Source organism: Mesorhizobium sp. BH1-1-5, assembly GCF_020165615.1.
Taxonomy (GTDB): Bacteria; Pseudomonadota; Alphaproteobacteria; order Rhizobiales; family Rhizobiaceae; genus Mesorhizobium.
In genome coordinates this window covers 148,988-163,037 of sequence record NZ_JAIUIM010000013.1, presented here as the reverse complement: position 1 = coordinate 163,037, position 14,050 = coordinate 148,988, and the positions used below count along the sequence as shown (strand labels likewise).

At 64.1% G+C, this 14,050-nt stretch carries 18 protein-coding genes; 8 read left to right on the top strand and 10 right to left on the bottom strand.

Going from position 1 to position 14,050, the window contains the following annotated elements; translation table 11 throughout:
* Positions 1-261: 261 nt before the first annotated feature.
* The gene (locus LB572_RS19045; protein ID WP_140803924.1) at positions 262-738 is read left to right on the top strand and encodes an Lrp/AsnC family transcriptional regulator; all 477 of its coding nucleotides are present in this window, start codon (positions 262-264) and stop codon (positions 736-738) included.
* A gap of 69 nt (positions 739-807) precedes the next feature.
* Here the strand turns inward: LB572_RS19045 and LB572_RS19040 are convergent, their stop codons facing one another.
* From LB572_RS19040 to LB572_RS19020, 5 genes are all read right to left on the bottom strand, one after another.
* Positions 808-1,440, bottom strand: coding sequence for a D-glycero-alpha-D-manno-heptose-1,7-bisphosphate 7-phosphatase (locus LB572_RS19040; protein ID WP_224668779.1), 633 nt, complete (start codon positions 1,438-1,440; stop codon positions 808-810).
* A complete protein-coding gene (locus LB572_RS19035) occupies positions 1,433-2,005 on the bottom strand; it encodes an SIS domain-containing protein (RefSeq protein ID WP_224668778.1) in 573 nt (190 codons plus the stop codon). The genes LB572_RS19040 and LB572_RS19035 overlap by 8 nt, the downstream gene beginning before the upstream one ends.
* An 8-nt stretch (positions 2,006-2,013) precedes the next feature.
* Entirely contained in the window at positions 2,014-3,498 is a 1,485-nt protein-coding gene (rfaE1, locus tag LB572_RS19030; protein ID WP_224668777.1) for a D-glycero-beta-D-manno-heptose-7-phosphate kinase, read from the bottom strand.
* A 153-nt stretch (positions 3,499-3,651) separates the two neighbouring features.
* Positions 3,652-4,284, bottom strand: a complete 633-nt coding sequence (locus LB572_RS19025) for a LysE family translocator (RefSeq protein ID WP_224668776.1) — start codon at positions 4,282-4,284, stop codon at positions 3,652-3,654.
* A gap of 47 nt (positions 4,285-4,331) precedes the next feature.
* Positions 4,332-4,568 (bottom strand): type II toxin-antitoxin system Phd/YefM family antitoxin, encoded by a 237-nt coding sequence (locus tag LB572_RS19020; protein WP_140803934.1) that lies wholly within the window; start codon positions 4,566-4,568, stop codon positions 4,332-4,334.
* A 141-nt stretch (positions 4,569-4,709) separates the two neighbouring features.
* Between LB572_RS19020 and rfaD the strand changes: the two genes are divergently transcribed.
* Genes rfaD through waaC form a run of 3 tightly spaced genes read left to right on the top strand, consistent with a single transcriptional unit; the run spans position 4,710 to position 7,638 of the window.
* Complete coding sequence (gene rfaD, locus LB572_RS19015) at positions 4,710-5,660, top strand: ADP-glyceromanno-heptose 6-epimerase (RefSeq protein WP_224668775.1); 951 nt, start codon at positions 4,710-4,712, stop codon at positions 5,658-5,660.
* The gene (waaF, locus tag LB572_RS19010) at positions 5,633-6,640 is read left to right on the top strand and encodes a lipopolysaccharide heptosyltransferase II (protein WP_224668774.1); all 1,008 of its coding nucleotides are present in this window, start codon (positions 5,633-5,635) and stop codon (positions 6,638-6,640) included. Before rfaD ends, waaF begins: the two co-directional genes overlap by 28 nt.
* Positions 6,637-7,638, top strand: coding sequence for a lipopolysaccharide heptosyltransferase I (gene waaC, locus LB572_RS19005; protein ID WP_224668773.1), 1,002 nt, complete (start codon positions 6,637-6,639; stop codon positions 7,636-7,638). Before waaF ends, waaC begins: the two co-directional genes overlap by 4 nt.
* Positions 7,639-7,812: 174 nt before the next feature.
* Here waaC and greA read toward each other — a convergent pair whose 3' ends face one another.
* Both greA and LB572_RS18995 read right to left on the bottom strand, forming a co-directional pair.
* Positions 7,813-8,286 carry a transcription elongation factor GreA gene (gene greA, locus LB572_RS19000; RefSeq protein ID WP_027168132.1) on the bottom strand — a complete coding sequence of 158 codons (474 nt, stop codon included), beginning with the start codon at positions 8,284-8,286 and terminating at the stop codon, positions 7,813-7,815.
* A gap of 264 nt (positions 8,287-8,550) precedes the next feature.
* Positions 8,551-9,087, bottom strand: a complete 537-nt coding sequence (locus tag LB572_RS18995) for a tetratricopeptide repeat protein (RefSeq protein ID WP_224668772.1) — start codon at positions 9,085-9,087, stop codon at positions 8,551-8,553.
* A gap of 178 nt (positions 9,088-9,265) precedes the next feature.
* Between LB572_RS18995 and LB572_RS18990 the strand changes: the two genes are divergently transcribed.
* The 3 genes from LB572_RS18990 to LB572_RS18980 all read left to right on the top strand — a co-directional run bounded on the left by LB572_RS18990 (position 9,266) and on the right by LB572_RS18980 (position 11,783).
* Positions 9,266-9,691: a DUF3775 domain-containing protein gene (locus LB572_RS18990; RefSeq protein WP_140803944.1), complete on the top strand. Its 426-nt coding sequence runs from the start codon at positions 9,266-9,268 to the stop codon at positions 9,689-9,691.
* Positions 9,692-9,824: 133 nt separating this feature from the next.
* Complete coding sequence (locus LB572_RS18985) at positions 9,825-10,814, top strand: extensin family protein (RefSeq protein ID WP_224668771.1); 990 nt, start codon at positions 9,825-9,827, stop codon at positions 10,812-10,814.
* A gap of 138 nt (positions 10,815-10,952) precedes the next feature.
* The gene (locus LB572_RS18980) at positions 10,953-11,783 is read left to right on the top strand and encodes an extensin family protein (protein WP_224668770.1); all 831 of its coding nucleotides are present in this window, start codon (positions 10,953-10,955) and stop codon (positions 11,781-11,783) included.
* A gap of 7 nt (positions 11,784-11,790) precedes the next feature.
* On the opposite strand, the gene LB572_RS18975 is transcribed toward LB572_RS18980, so the two are convergent.
* On the bottom strand, positions 11,791-12,498 hold the full coding sequence (locus LB572_RS18975) for a gamma-glutamylcyclotransferase (RefSeq protein WP_224668769.1): 708 nt from the start codon (positions 12,496-12,498) through the stop codon (positions 11,791-11,793).
* Between the two features lie 112 nt (positions 12,499-12,610).
* On the opposite strand from LB572_RS18975, the gene LB572_RS18970 reads away from it, so the two are divergent.
* Positions 12,611-13,318: an LssY C-terminal domain-containing protein gene (locus LB572_RS18970; RefSeq protein WP_140803952.1), complete on the top strand. Its 708-nt coding sequence runs from the start codon at positions 12,611-12,613 to the stop codon at positions 13,316-13,318.
* 3 nt (positions 13,319-13,321) lie between these two features.
* On the opposite strand, the gene LB572_RS18965 is transcribed toward LB572_RS18970, so the two are convergent.
* Both LB572_RS18965 and LB572_RS18960 read right to left on the bottom strand, forming a co-directional pair.
* On the bottom strand, positions 13,322-13,657 hold the full coding sequence (locus LB572_RS18965) for a putative quinol monooxygenase (protein ID WP_140803954.1): 336 nt from the start codon (positions 13,655-13,657) through the stop codon (positions 13,322-13,324).
* 20 nt (positions 13,658-13,677) lie between these two features.
* Positions 13,678-14,040 (bottom strand): hypothetical protein, encoded by a 363-nt coding sequence (locus LB572_RS18960; RefSeq protein WP_224668768.1) that lies wholly within the window; start codon positions 14,038-14,040, stop codon positions 13,678-13,680.
* Positions 14,041-14,050: the final 10 nt, after the last annotated feature.

The window sequence follows — 14,050 nt, the reverse complement described above, 5'->3', positions numbered from 1 at the left end:
CGCACGGCCGTGGTTTGTTGCGCATAATGTAAGTGTTGCCCGTGGGACCAGCAAGGCAAGTTGGCCTTCGTCCCCGGAAAGCTTCGTCCGCTGCATATCGGGCCATATCGCCGACCGTCATCAATGCATGTCGCGCAGAGGTGCGCCCGACCCCGGGATCACTGCATGCATCGAAACAAGGAGAAAATCATCGCAAAGCTATGGCCTCCGGCGCGAAACCAAATTACAAAATTGCGAAAGATTCTTGCGCGAAAGCCGTTCATGCCGCTGAAAGCCGATCTCGACGCCATCGACTGGAAGATCCTGCGCGAGTTGCAGGGTGACGGCCGCATGACCAATGTCGAGCTATCCAACCGGGTCGGCATCTCGGCGCCGCCTTGCCTGCGCCGTGTCAGGCGGCTGGAAGAGGCCGGCATCATCCGTGGCTACCGCGCGCTCCTGAATGCGCCGGCGCTCGGCATGGATGTCGTCGCCTTCTGCCTGATCGGCCTGCATCATCAGGCCGACGCCGAACTGAAAACCTTCGCCGAGCGCACGCGCGGCTGGCCGATCGTCCGCGACGCCTGGATGGTTTCAGGCGAATCCGATTTCCTCTTGCATTGCGTGGCGAGCGACCTCGGCACCTTCCAGACCTTCGTCATCGAGGAACTGGCCTCGGCCCCGAATGTCGACACCGTGCGCACCGCCCTGACCATCCGCCGCATCAAGGACGAAGGGCTGGTGGCCTTTCCAACTTAATGTGCCGGCTTCCGGAAATTCCCCCGCACAAACAAAGGGCTTAGCGCCAGCTTTTGAATCAATCCGCGATCAGAGCGACCCTATCGCGGCAAGCAGCCCCTTGAGGTCCGCCGCGTCGCGCAGAGGCGACACCGAAAGCCCGCCCATCGTCGAGCCTTCGCCATCGACCAGCCAGCCGCGCTTGAGCCCGGCGCGCTGGCCGGCTTCGATATCGGCCGGCTTGTCGCCGACGATCAGCGATCGCTCGAGATCAAGGCCGAGGCGGCGATCCGCCTCCAGCAGCATGCCCGGATTGGGCTTGCGCATCGGATGGTCGGCAGCCGCTAGCGGACCCTTGCCGGCCTCGTGGTAGGCGCAGGCAAGCACCATGTCGACAAACGCGTTTTGTTCAGCCAAGAGGTCGAGCACGCGCCCGTTGACCCTGGCGAACGCATCCCAGCCGAAATAGCCGCGCGCGATGCCGGACTGGTTGGTGACGACAACGACCGGAATGCCGCGCTGGTTCGCGGCCTCGATCACCGGCGCGATGCCGTCGCGCAGCACCATGGCCGCCGGATCGTCGGGATAGCCGGTATCGACATTGATCGTGCCGTCACGGTCGAGGAACAGCGCCGGCCGGCCGCCTGGAAAGATCCTGTCGCCGATCCGCTCGATCCACAGGCCCGGCTCGACAAGCGGATCGACCGCGCCGTCGTCAGCCATTGCTGAGACGCGCTTCGACCGCTTCGCAGAGATAATGGTAGAGGCACAGATGCCCCTGCTGGATGATCGGCGTCGAGGTCGACGGCACGTTGAGCAGGATGTCGGTCAGCGGCTTGAGCTTGCCGCCGGTCTCGCCGGTCAGGCTGATCACCGTCATGCCCATCGCCCTCGCCTGCTCGGCCGCGGCAAGGATGCTCGGCGAATTGCCGCTGGTCGAGATGGCAAGCAGCACCGCGCCTTCCGACCCATGCGCCTCGACCTGGCGCGAGAAGACGGTCTCGAAGCCGTAATCATTGCCCCAGGCCGTCAGCACCGCGGCGTTGGCCGGCAACGCGATGACATTGTAGGCCTTGCGCTCCTTCAGGAAGCGGCCGACCAGCTCGCCGGCGATGTGGATGGCATCGCTGGCCGAGCCGCCATTGCCGCAGATCAGCAAGGCCTTGCCGGACGACAGCGCCGTCACCGTCTTGTCCACGGCGCGCTCCATCTCGCTGGTCAGATCGCGCTCGACCGTTGCTGTGATCGCGGCCGCGGAGCGGACCAGATAGTCGTTCAGTTCGGACATGAAATCCCTCAGTTTGCGGCGCGCATCTTACCGATCGTGTTGGTCGTGCTCTTGCCGGCGACGAGATCGACCAGCACCACGCGCCCGCCCGCCTTCTGCACCACATCGGCGCCGACAACGGTCTCGACCGTGTAGTCCGCGCCCTTGACCAGGATGTCGGGCAGCAGCGCCTCGATGAGCTTCAGCGGCGTGTCTTCCTCGAAGACGACGACAGCATCGACCGAGGCAAGCGCGGCCAGCACGCAGGCGCGGTCATGCTGGTCGTTGACCGGACGCCCAGGCCCTTTCAGCCGGCGCACCGAGGCATCGCTGTTGAGGCCGAGCACCAGCCGGTCGCACTGGCTGCGCGCGGCATGCAGCAGGCTGACATGCCCGGCATGCAGGATGTCGAAACAGCCATTGGTGAAACCGACGGTCAGCCCCTCCTGCTTCCAGGCCGCGACCATCCTGGCCGCGGCGTTGGCGTCGAGAATGGCATCCGTATGAGCCGTCGGCCCGTGCGAGCGGAACAGCGCGCCCGACAGTTCCTCGACGTTGAGCCGCGCCGTGCCGCGTTTTCCCACCACGACGCCGCCGGCCGCATTGGCGATGACGGCCGCATGCACCCGATCGGCGCCAGCGGCGAGCGAAAGCGCGAAACTGGCAATGACCGTGTCGCCGGCGCCGGAAACGTCGAACACTTCGCGCGCCTGGGTGGAGATGTGGCGGGCATCCTCGGCCGAAACGACGCTCATGCCCTTCTCGCTGCGCGTGGCGACGATGAACTCGAAATCATGCGCTGCGATCAGGTCGCGCGCCGCGGCGACGATCTCGTCGTCGCCGAACACCTTGCGCCCGACCGCCTCGCCAAGTTCCTTGCGGTTCGGCGTCACCGCGGTGGCGCCGGCATAGCGCGCGTAGTCGCGCCCCTTCGGGTCGACCAGCACCGGCTTGCCGGCGTCGCGGCAGATCGCGATCAGCTCGCCCGCGACGCCCTCGAGCAGAATGCCCTTGCCGTAGTCGGAGAGGATGACGATGTCGGCGCGGCCAAGCGCCGCCTGGAAATGGTCGATGAGCTTCGCCCGCTCGGTGGAAGTGAGCGACTTGATCTCTTCCTCGTCGAAACGCAGCACCTGCTGGTTGAGCGCGCTGAAGCGGCTTTTCGACGATGTCATGCGGTCCCGGCGCTGCAGGAGCCCGTCGGTGTCGACGCCGATCTCGCCCAGCATGCGCATCAGATTGTTGCCCGCCTGGTCGGTGCCGATCACCGACACGGGGATCGCGGCCGCGCCGAGCGCAACGATGTTGGAGACGACATTGCCGGCGCCGCCCATGTTCAGCGTCTCGCCCTTGCCATGCAGAACGGGGATCGGGGCTTCCGGCGAGATGCGCTCGATCACCCCGCTGACGAAGCGGTCGAGGATGAAATCGCCCACCACCAGCACGGTGACGTCGCCGAACCGGGCGATGGTGCGATGCAAAGGTTCCGGAGAAGGCGGATTGTGCTGGATCATCTCACTCGAGCTATGCCTGAAGACGGCCGGACTTGATTAGATTTCAGCGCCGGAATTGTGGCGTGGGCTACTCAAGGCGATGCCGATATACCGCAATTCGGGCGAGCGCAACGGCAGGCCCGGCGCGGAACCCAGCCGGAGGCAGCCGGGCGATCAGCTCCTCTGCAGGGCGACATGGACACCGAGGCCGACCAGCACGGCGCCGCCCGCCCGCTGCATCAGCCGCTGCGCGCGTCCCGAACGCCGCAGCCGCGCAATCATCGCGCCGGCAAGAAAGACGCAAACGATGTCGGCGGAGGAGAACATCAGATTGACGATGATTCCAAGCACGACGAACTGCAGCCAGACCGGAAACGCCGTCGAGGCGTCGATGAATTGCGGCAGGAACGCCATGAAGAAGATCGCCGTCTTGGGATTGAGCACTTCGACCGTGATGCTCTCGAAAAATGCGCGACGGGCCGATTTACGCTCGATCGCGGGCAGAGCCGTATCGCCATCCGTCCGTTTGCGGAACATGGAGACGCCGAGCCAAATCAGGTAGAGCGCGCCGCCGAGCTTGACCGCCAGATAGAGCGGCGGCACGGCGTGAAACAGCACCGACAGGCCGGCGGCGGCCGCGAAGACATGGAAATAACCGCCAAGGTGAATGCCGAGTGCCGCCGTCAGCCCCGACCAACGGCCGCGCGCTATCGTCTGCGCAGCGGCGTAGAGCATGGCGGGACCGGGAATGTAGGCGAAGATCGCGGTGGTGGCGAAAAACGCGATCAGCAATTCGGTCGACGGCATCTTGGTCCCTCATGATCCGGATATCGCCAGACGTCGGCGGCTATGGCCTAATCACGGTCCAGCTCGGCAGTGTATTGCTCGAGCATCTCGACATGTTCGGCCGGAGCATCCTTCGCCGCGTAGACGCGGCGGCCATCGTTGGCGAAGCGAGCCTCGTAAGTTTCGATGCTCATCAGGACGTATCTCGGCTTGTTGTGACGAGTGATGGAGACAGGCTGCTGGCTCGCCGCCGCAAGCACATCTCCGAGATTTTGTTTCAGATCGGTCGACGGATAGTGTTTCATGGGCGCTCCGTTTTGTACATAATAGACAAAAAAGACAAAATAGACAAGAACGAGGGACCATGAGACGGGCAGCGCCTGCTTTATCGACAGCCCAGCCCACCTCCCCTATAAGAGCCGGAATCGTAAGCAGCAGAGGCCTTCATGATCATCGTCACGGGCGGCGCCGGCATGATCGGCTCCAACATCGTCGCCGCGCTCAACGCCGGGGGCCATGACGACATCGTCGTCGTCGACGATCTGACCGAAGGCCACAAGATCGCCAATCTAGCTGACCTTCGCATCGCCGACTATCTCGACAAGGACGAATTTCTCGCCCGGCTCGAGGACGGCGCGCTCGGCCGCATCGAAGCCGTCTTCCATCAGGGCGCCTGCTCGACCACCACCGAATGGAACGGCAAGTTCATGATGGAGGTGAACTACGCCTATTCGAAGCGGCTCCTGCATGCCTGCCTGAAGCTGCGCGTACCCTTCCTCTACGCCTCGTCGGCTTCGGTCTATGGCGGCGGCAGCGAATTTCGCGAGGAGCCCGACTTCGAGCGCCCGCTCAACGTCTATGCCTATTCGAAAAAGCTGTTCGACGATTACGTCCGCCGCACCGTCTTCGATACCGATCATTCGCAGGTCGCCGGCCTGCGCTATTTCAACGTCTATGGACCGCGCGAGGCGCATAAGGGCGCCATGGCTTCCGTCGCCTTCCATCTGTTCAACCAGGTCGAGCGCGGCGAAAACCCGAAGCTGTTCGGCGCCTATGGCGACTTCGGACCCGGCGAGCAGAGCCGCGACTTCATCCATGTCGGCGACGTCGCGGAGGTCAATCTGTGGCTGTGGAAACGCGGTTTGAGCGGCATCTTCAACTGCGGAACCGGCCGCGCCCAGCCGTTCCGCGCCATCGCCGAGACGGTGATCGACACGCTGGGCAAGGGCGAGATCGAGTTCATCCCCTTCCCCGACCATCTCAAGGGCAGCTACCAGAGTTTCACGCAGGCTGATATGTCCCGCTTGCGCGCGGCCGGCTACAATGGCCAATTCCGCACAGTCGAAACCGGCGTCAGGGACTATGTCGAATGGCTGAAGGCCCAACGATCCTCGTGATCGGCCCACGCTGGGTGGGCGATATGGTCATGGCGCAGTGCCTGTTTGCGGCACTGAAGGAAAAACATCCGAATGCGGCGATCGACGTGCTGGCGCCGGCCTGGGCAGCACCTTTGGTCAGGCGCATGCCCGAGATACGCAGCCAGATCGACTTTCCGCTGATGCCGGGGGCGCTGGAATTCCGCAGCCGCAGGCGCTTCGGCCGCCTGCTGCGCGGCCGCTACGACATGGCCTATGTGCTGCCGGGAAGCTGGAAATCGGCCTTGATCCCGTTCTTTGCCCGCATCCCGCACCGCGTTGGCAATCTGCGCGAGATGCGCTACGGCCTGCTGACGGATGTCGTGCCGCTGCCCGAAGCGCTGAAGCGGCGCACGGCGCGCGCCTATTTCGGCCTCGCGCGCGGCGGCACCTTTCGCGCGCCGCATCTTAGCGTAGACAAGGCCAACCAGGCCGATCTGCTGGCGCGCTTCGGGCTGACCGGGAAGAAATTCGTCGCGCTCATGCCCGGCGCCGAGTTCGGCCCGGCAAAACGCTGGCCGAGCGACCACTATGCCGGGCTTGCCCGGGACATGATGGCAAAGGGCCTGGGAGTCGCGCTGCTCGGCTCGAAGAACGATGCCGACGTGACGGCTGAGATCGGCGCACTTGCGCCGGGCGCGGTCGACCTCGCCGGCAAGACGCGGCTCGAGGACGCCATCGACCTGATCGCCGCGGCGAAGCTGGCGGTCTCGAACGACAGCGGGCTGATGCATGTCGCGGCCGCCGTCGGCACGCCGATCGTCGCCGTCTACGGTTCGACCTCGCCGGAAAACACGCCGCCGCTCAGCGAGCGCTCCGAACTGATCTGGCTGCATCTGTCCTGCTCGCCCTGCCACAAGAAGGTCTGCCCGCTCGGCCATCTCAACTGCCTGAAGACGCTCGATGTCGCCCGCGTCACGGCCGCGGCCGACCGCTTGCTCGAGGTTCCGGCGGCCGCATGAAAGTGCTGATCGTCAAGACATCGTCGATGGGCGATGTCATCCACACTTTTCCCGCCGTCGAGGACGCGGTGCGCAACCGCCCCGACATAGATTTCGACTGGTGCGTGGAGGAGCCGTTTGCCGGCATCGTGGCGCTGCATTCGGCGATCGGCACCATTCACAAGGTGGCGGTCCGGCGCTGGCGCAAGCGACCGTTTGACGGCGGCACGTGGCGCGAGATGGCCGGGTTACGCAAAGCGCTCCGCGCCGCCCGCTACGATCTTGTCATCGACGCCCAAGGCTTGTTGAAGTCGGCCCTGGTCGCCATCCAGGCCGGCGCGCCGATAGCCGGCTTCGATCGGGCCGGCGCCCGCGAGCCTTCGGCAACGCTGTTTTACCAACACAAATACGCCGTGCCGCGCGACCTGCACGCCATCGAGCGAACCAGACGGCTGTTCGGCCTGGCGCTTGGCTATCAGCCCGACCTGTCGGCGCTCGAGTCAGGCATCGTGCCACCGGCGGGCGGCCTGCCTGGCGTTGAAGGCAGAACCGCCTTCCTGCTGCACGGCACCAGCCGCGAAGACAAGAAATGGCCGGTCGAGAACTGGATCGAAACCGCGCGCCGACTGGCCGACCGGCAATTCACGCCGGTGGTCACCTGGTCGAACGAGGCGGAAAGGAAGGTGGCGCAAGCCGTTGCCGCGGCCGTGCCCGAGACGGTGCTGGTTGCGAAATCGCCGCTGGCGGACATCGCCGCGATCCTTGGCCGCTCGACGCTGGTCATCGGCGCCGACACCGGCCTCACTCACCTCGCCAGCGCCTTCGGCCTGCCTACGGTCGCCATCTTCTTGGCGACGGAGCCGGGCCTCACGGGCCCGCGCGGGCCGTTTGCGTCGACGCTGCTTGCGCCGGCCGACAGCAAGGTAACGCCTGCTGAGGTGATGGCGGAGGCTGAGCGCCTGCTGGCGCAGCGCGCTATCTCCCCCCTTGTGGGGGAGAATGGATTTTCACGGCCTTAGCCGGAGCACTTCGCGGAGGCTAAGTCGTAGAAAATCCAAGAGAGGGGATTTCGTAGGGCGCAGGCGTCACGTCCTCATAAGGCGGCGCTATCCCCTCACTTGCGATTTCTAACACTTAGCCTTCGGCTAAGATCTTGAAACCGCTTTCTCCCCCACAAGGGGGGAGATTGGGAGCTAAATAAACTGCACCTGGACGATCTCGTACCCGCGGGCGCCGCCCGGTGCGTTGACCTCGATTGCGTCGCCGACTTCCTTGCCGATCAGTGCACGCGCGATCGGCGATGAGATCGAGATGCGGCCGGACTTCACGTCCGCTTCCTGGTCGCCGACAATCTGATAGGTCTTCTTTTCCTCGGTGTCCTCGTCGACGAGCACCACGGTCGCGCCGAACTTCACCTTGTCGCCGGAAAGCTTGGAGACGTCGATGACTTCGGCCCGCGCGATCAGGTCCTCGAGTTCGTTGATGCGGCCTTCATTGTGGCTCTGCGACTCTTTCGCCGCGTGATATTCGGCATTTTCGGACAGGTCGCCATGCGAGCGCGCTTCGGAAATCGCCTCGATGATCCGCGGACGCTCCTCTTGCTGGCGCCAACGCAGTTCTTCCTTCAATGACGCGAACCCCTCGCCTGTCATCGGGACCTTGATCATATGCCTGACCTTTCCTGCCGCCACCCCCGGTTTCGGGAGCGGCCTTGTCAAATGGGTACAAAAAGAAAACGGTCCGGCAGCCTCGGGCTAACGGAACCGTCTCACCACAATTTCCCTGAATATAGCGATCTTGGCGCGATTTTCACGCCCAAAAATGAAATTCGGCAAAATGATCACCGCTTTCGCGGGCCGTTGACCAGCGGCGGACAGCAAAAAACCGGCCGTGATCGCTCACAGCCGGTTTGAGGAGCGTCGAAGCCCTGTTCAGCTCCTCAGGAAATGGTCGATCTGCTCGGACAGCATGCCGTATTCGCGCGAGCCCTTGCCGGTCCGCTTCTCGATTTCCTGGAGCTGCTGCTGGGCGCCGGCAAGATCGCCGATCTGCAGATGCGCCTCGCCGAGATATTCGCGCACCAGCGTGTAGTTCGGGTCGATGCGAAGCGCTTCCTCGTAATAGCCAAGGCCGACCGTGACGCGGCCGGAATGGCGGTGCGAGTAGCCGAGATAGTTGAGGATGCGCGGATCCTGCTTGTTGGCGGCGAGCGTCAGCACCGAGATCGCCTCTTCATAGCGCCCGGCCATCGCCAGGTCATGGCCGGCCTCATAGATACTGTCGTCGTCCAGCATGCCATATTGCGGCTTTACGCATTTGTTCTTCTTCTTGTCCCAGACCTCACCCTTCTTGCAGGTGGTGGTCGTCTGGCCACCGCTACTTCCACCTTCACCGGCCGTATAAGCCGGCGCTACGAACAGCGGCAGCGCCGCGATAGCCATGACCTGAACAAGCAAACGTCTGCGCATCGAAGCCTCCATGAGCGTGACAATGGCAGATTAACGCCGCTCTGGCGCGGTTTCATCCCGAAATGCGGGCGGCTGCCGAACTATTTTGAACGGCCGGAAAGAAGCCGTTACCTGCGGACGTGACGCGCGCTTTAATTCCGCTATCATCGGGACCAAGCGCATCACGTGGAGAAGGACCGTGCAGCAGCGCCTCGAGAAGGAGTGGGAACTTTCGATCGATCCGGACACCGTGCGCCTGTTCATCCTCAAGGCGAAGGCATTGAGCGCCGCCGTCAACGAGGACTATGACGACGGCGCCGAGCATGAGGTCGAGTTCGACGGCGACACGCATGCCAGCCATCACCATGACGGCCTTGTCGAGGAAGCCTCGGAAGACCTCACCGAAGAAGAATTCCGCGAGTTGATCAACGATCTCAACATCGACGAGGCGGCCGAGCTGATCGCGCTCGCCTGGGTTGGGCGCGGCGACTACGACGCATCCGAATGGGCGGACGCGGTGGCCGCCGCCAGGGAGCGTCCCAGGAAGCGCACGGCCAAATACCTGCTCGGCCTGCCGATGCTCGCCGACTGGCTGGAGGAAGGCCTTGAAGCCATCGGCGCGTAACGCGCCGGTAACCGATTGTGATCGGCAAGGCGGGCCTGCGCAGGCAACTTCGCAACGCGACCGCCGTTTCCGGGCGATGGCAACGCTCAGCCTTTCACGACTTTGCAGACTGGCGCTGCCTGTGGCGGCTGCGATGCTGCTGGTTACGCCGGCCGTGGCCAAGCATCATCATCGGCAGAAAAGACACCTGCCGCCGGCCAGCCAGAGCGCCGCTCCGGCGCCGGAAATGCCGGTGGCGACACCGGTTCCAGGGTCCCGTCCGCAGGATATGGAGAACGGCGCCGACAAGTCCAGGCAGGACAAAAGCCGCCTCGACAGCAATGACGACTTCCTCAACCAGGAGAAGTCGCATCCGAAATGGGATGCCCACCCGCCGCGTTCGAAGGGCGCTCGATCCGAGCCGCGGACGGAATCCGAGGCTGAGACGCCGGACGTCGTGCCCACCCCGCCGCAGAAGCCCACCGAGCTGGAGCCGGAGCCGCCGGAAACCGCGCCACAACCGCCGGAAAAACCCGCTCAGCCGGCGGAGGAAAAGATGCTCTCCGATCCACGTTCCGCCGACATGCCGGCCGACAAGATGCCGCCGGAAGAAACCGCATGCCGCGAGCGGCTGAAGGCGCTCGGCGTCGAATTCGAGGAGCACAAGGCCGAGCACGACGCGCAAATCGGCTGCTCGATCCCCTACCCCGTCGTCATAAGGACACTCGGCAAATCCATCGGCATCAGCTCTGGCACCGAGCTCAATTGCCCAATGGCCGAGGCGGCGGCGCGCTTCATGGCCGATGTCGTGCAGCCCACGGCGAAGGCCGAACTCGGCGCCGATCTGAAGTCGATCAACCAGACCTCTGCCTTTGTCTGCCGGCCGCGCCACGGCACGCGCAAACTGTCGGAACACGCTTTCGGCAATGCGCTCGACATCGCCAGCTTCACCTTGTCGGATGGGAGGAAGATAGAAATCGGGCCGGCGCCGCCGGAGAAGGACGCGAAGTTCCTCAACGCGGTGCGCAAGGCTGCTTGCGGGCCGTTCAAGACGGTGCTCGGTCCAGGCGCCGACCCCGACCACGCCTTGCATTTCCACCTCGACCTGGAACCGCGCCGCCATGGCGGCACTTTTTGCCAGTAGGCACGATCTCGAAAGTTTCGGGCCACGTCACGGCAAGAACAGCGCCGCAATTCCGCCCTATGCATGAATGCCGGTGCTGATCTTTCCTTTACTGTTGAGGGTTAACCTTGTGCCATTCGGGGACAAGGATGCCTTTCAATGGCTCGAACACTTGGCGCTGTGCTGGCAGCGGCGCGACGGAACAAGCATGCGCGCATCACGCTCGTCGGGCTGGCCGCAGGCGTTGCCATCGCGACGATATCGGCCTGCACGACCGGTGACGTCTTTGCGCTGCAGCCGGCCGTCGATGTCGGCAGCCAGACGGCAGCGGTGCCGCAGCCCGACGCGCCGCAATATTCCGGCATGCAGCGCCTCGTTCCCTCCAACCCCTATATGACCCAGGCCGCCTATCCGCGCATGGACGAGCCGATGTCGCCGGCCGAGCAGATGCCTGCCAGCGAGATCGACTGCCGCAGCGAGCTGAAGCGGATGGGCGTCGTCTACCAGGACGTCCAGCCGATCCACGAGGGACAGTGCGGCATCGATTTCCCGGTAAAAGTCTCGGCCATCGGCAGCGTCGCCATGAAGCCGGCGGCGACGCTGACCTGCGGCATGGCCGCCACCTTCGCCGCCTGGACCAAGAACGAGCTGCAGCCGGCCGCCCGCTGGCGCTATTTCTCCGGCGTCAAGGCGATCCACCAGGGCTCCAGCTATTCCTGCCGCAACATCGCCGGGGAAGGTGTGTTGTCCGAGCACGGCAAGGGCAACGCTCTCGACGTCATGAGCATCGAGCTCAACAACGGCGACGACATCGACGTCCGCAAGCCCGGCTTGTTCGCCTTCCGCACCCGCGGCTTCCTCAACAATGTGCGCGCCGACGGCTGCGAATATTTCACCACGGTGCTCGGCCCGGGCTACAATTACGACCACCGCAACCATTTCCATTTCGACATCAAGAACCGCAAAAGCGGTTACCGCGCCTGCCGCTGACTTAAAATCAGGCGCCGGGCTCGGAACTGGTGGCCGCCAGAATCTGCCGTGCGACCAGTTCCTGGATGCGCCACAGATTCCTGTCGCGTATACCGCTTTCCTCGAGCTTGCTGACGGTTCGGAACAGATACTGCGCCGATGAACCCCAATGCTCCGCGGCGCGCGCCAGCGTATCCGCGACCTGCTCCGGAGGCAGCCGTCCGGCGTACGCCCGGCCTTCAGTGGCAGCGACAAAGGCCAGGGCACGAAGTGGCCCTTGGCTGGTGCGGACCTTTATCCAGCGGGGCACGTTGGTAGGCGGGTTAGCGTCGATTTCCCGGCGCATCAGCTGGCCGAGCTGTCCGAAATGGTCATGTCCTGGTAGGCGGTAGACGATGCCGTTGCAGCTGCCTCCCCTATCGAGGGCAAGCATAAGCGCCGGCAATTCGCGCGTTCCACGCCAGCGGGTCAACTTCAGGCAAAACGAGCGGTGCCATCCGACCGCCGTTGCTGCGCGCTGCTCGATGTGGTCGAATTCCGGATTCCAGATCAGCGAGCCATAGGCAAAGACCCAAAGCGTTTCGGGTCGATATTGCGACAGCAGCCTTTCGACCACGCCGTCATATTCCGCATCGCTGTGCTCGGTAGTCCCAGGGTCTGGCTCGGTGCGCTCAACTCTGGCAACAAGGCTGCCAGTCAGCGCCATTGCCCCGTGGCCAGCCTTGGTCCGCTTCATTCGCCGCACCCCGCTCGAACGACAACCGGATGATAAATGTTCTCCTTATCGCTGGCCATTGATTTCCCATGATCGTAGCGCAACAGATGCCATAGGGCATCGGGCGGCATTCATGAGCCAACGCAGCTTGAGACGACGTGCGGGGATGTGGCTCGCGACGGTTTGCGCCTTCTATCTGGCGCTCGCCTATGTCGCCGCGCCGGAATTCTGGACCTGGCGGGAGCGCGGTTTTCGTACCCGGCCCTTCGAGATGGTGACGCATACGCCGCAGGGCATTCCCGGCGATCCGATCAATGTTGGCCTGGTCGGCACCGAAAAGGAAGTCGTCCACGCCTTCGCCGTCGCCGGCTGGGACACGGCCGATGCCGTCACGCTCAGGACCGCGATCGACATCGGCGAAAGCGTGTTGTTTTCCCGCCCCTACCCCGATGCGCCGATGAGCCGCCTCTTGTTCGAGGGCCGCGCCCAGGATCTCGCCTTCGAGAAACCGGTCGGCGACAGCGCCGACCGGCGCCATCACGTCCGCTTCTGGCAGACGGATACGGTCGGCGACGACGGCCGCCCGCTCTGGCTGGGCGCCGCGAGCTTCGATCGCGGCGTAGGCCTCAGCCACGACACCGGCGCCGTCACCCACCATATCGGCCCCGACATCGACGCCGAGCGCGACTTCCTGATCGGCGACCTGAAAGCCGCCGGCCTGCTGGCGTCGACCAGCCAGATACCGGGCATCGGCGCCACCAAGGCCGGACACAACGGCGGCGGCGATCCCTATTTCACCGACGGCATGGCCGTGATCGGCGTGCTGAAGACGCAGCAGTGACGGCTAGTCTTGCCCTTGACCATTCGTCGGACCAGCGCTGCGGTCCGCACGCATGGGTTCCCAGATGGCTATTTCCCTGTCTTTCTCCAGCACGCTGGCCAAAGCTTCATGCCAGTCGCGGCGATAGGGCCTGTGCAACTGGACGTTCAGCACGTCCTCATGGCTCTCCCAGGTCTCGTAGAGCATGAAACGGTGGTCCGACGCCGGATCCCGATGAAGCACCGCCTCGTGGAACATCGGCTCGCCGCGCATGGCATCGAGCACATCGCCGAGGAGGGCAAGAAAATCGGCGCGCCGCCCGGGCACGACCTGGAACTGAATTGTATAGGTGACGGCCATGCTTCACGCCTGTCCTGGTTCTAGAGCGGGAACTGGTAGTCGACGAGGATACGGTCCTGCTTGTCGACAGCCAGAAATTCGAGCCCGCTGGCGGCAACCTCGCCGCCGTCTTTCGGCACCATTTCCCAGTGGAAGGTGACGACATCGTGCAGCCCCCGAGCGTCCTTCGCCGCCCGGAAGCGAAAACCTCCGTCCCGCACCCATTTCACATGCGATTCGATAATGCGCTTCTCGAGCCCCGCGTAGCCGCGCACCTCCCGCAACTCGACATAGTGCTCGCCTTCGGGCACCCAGAGCTCGGCGATTGCCTGGCGGCGGCGCTCGTCATCGGTTTCGTTCCAAACGGCCACATAACGATCGGCAAGTTGCTGTGCATCGTCCATGACATTCTCC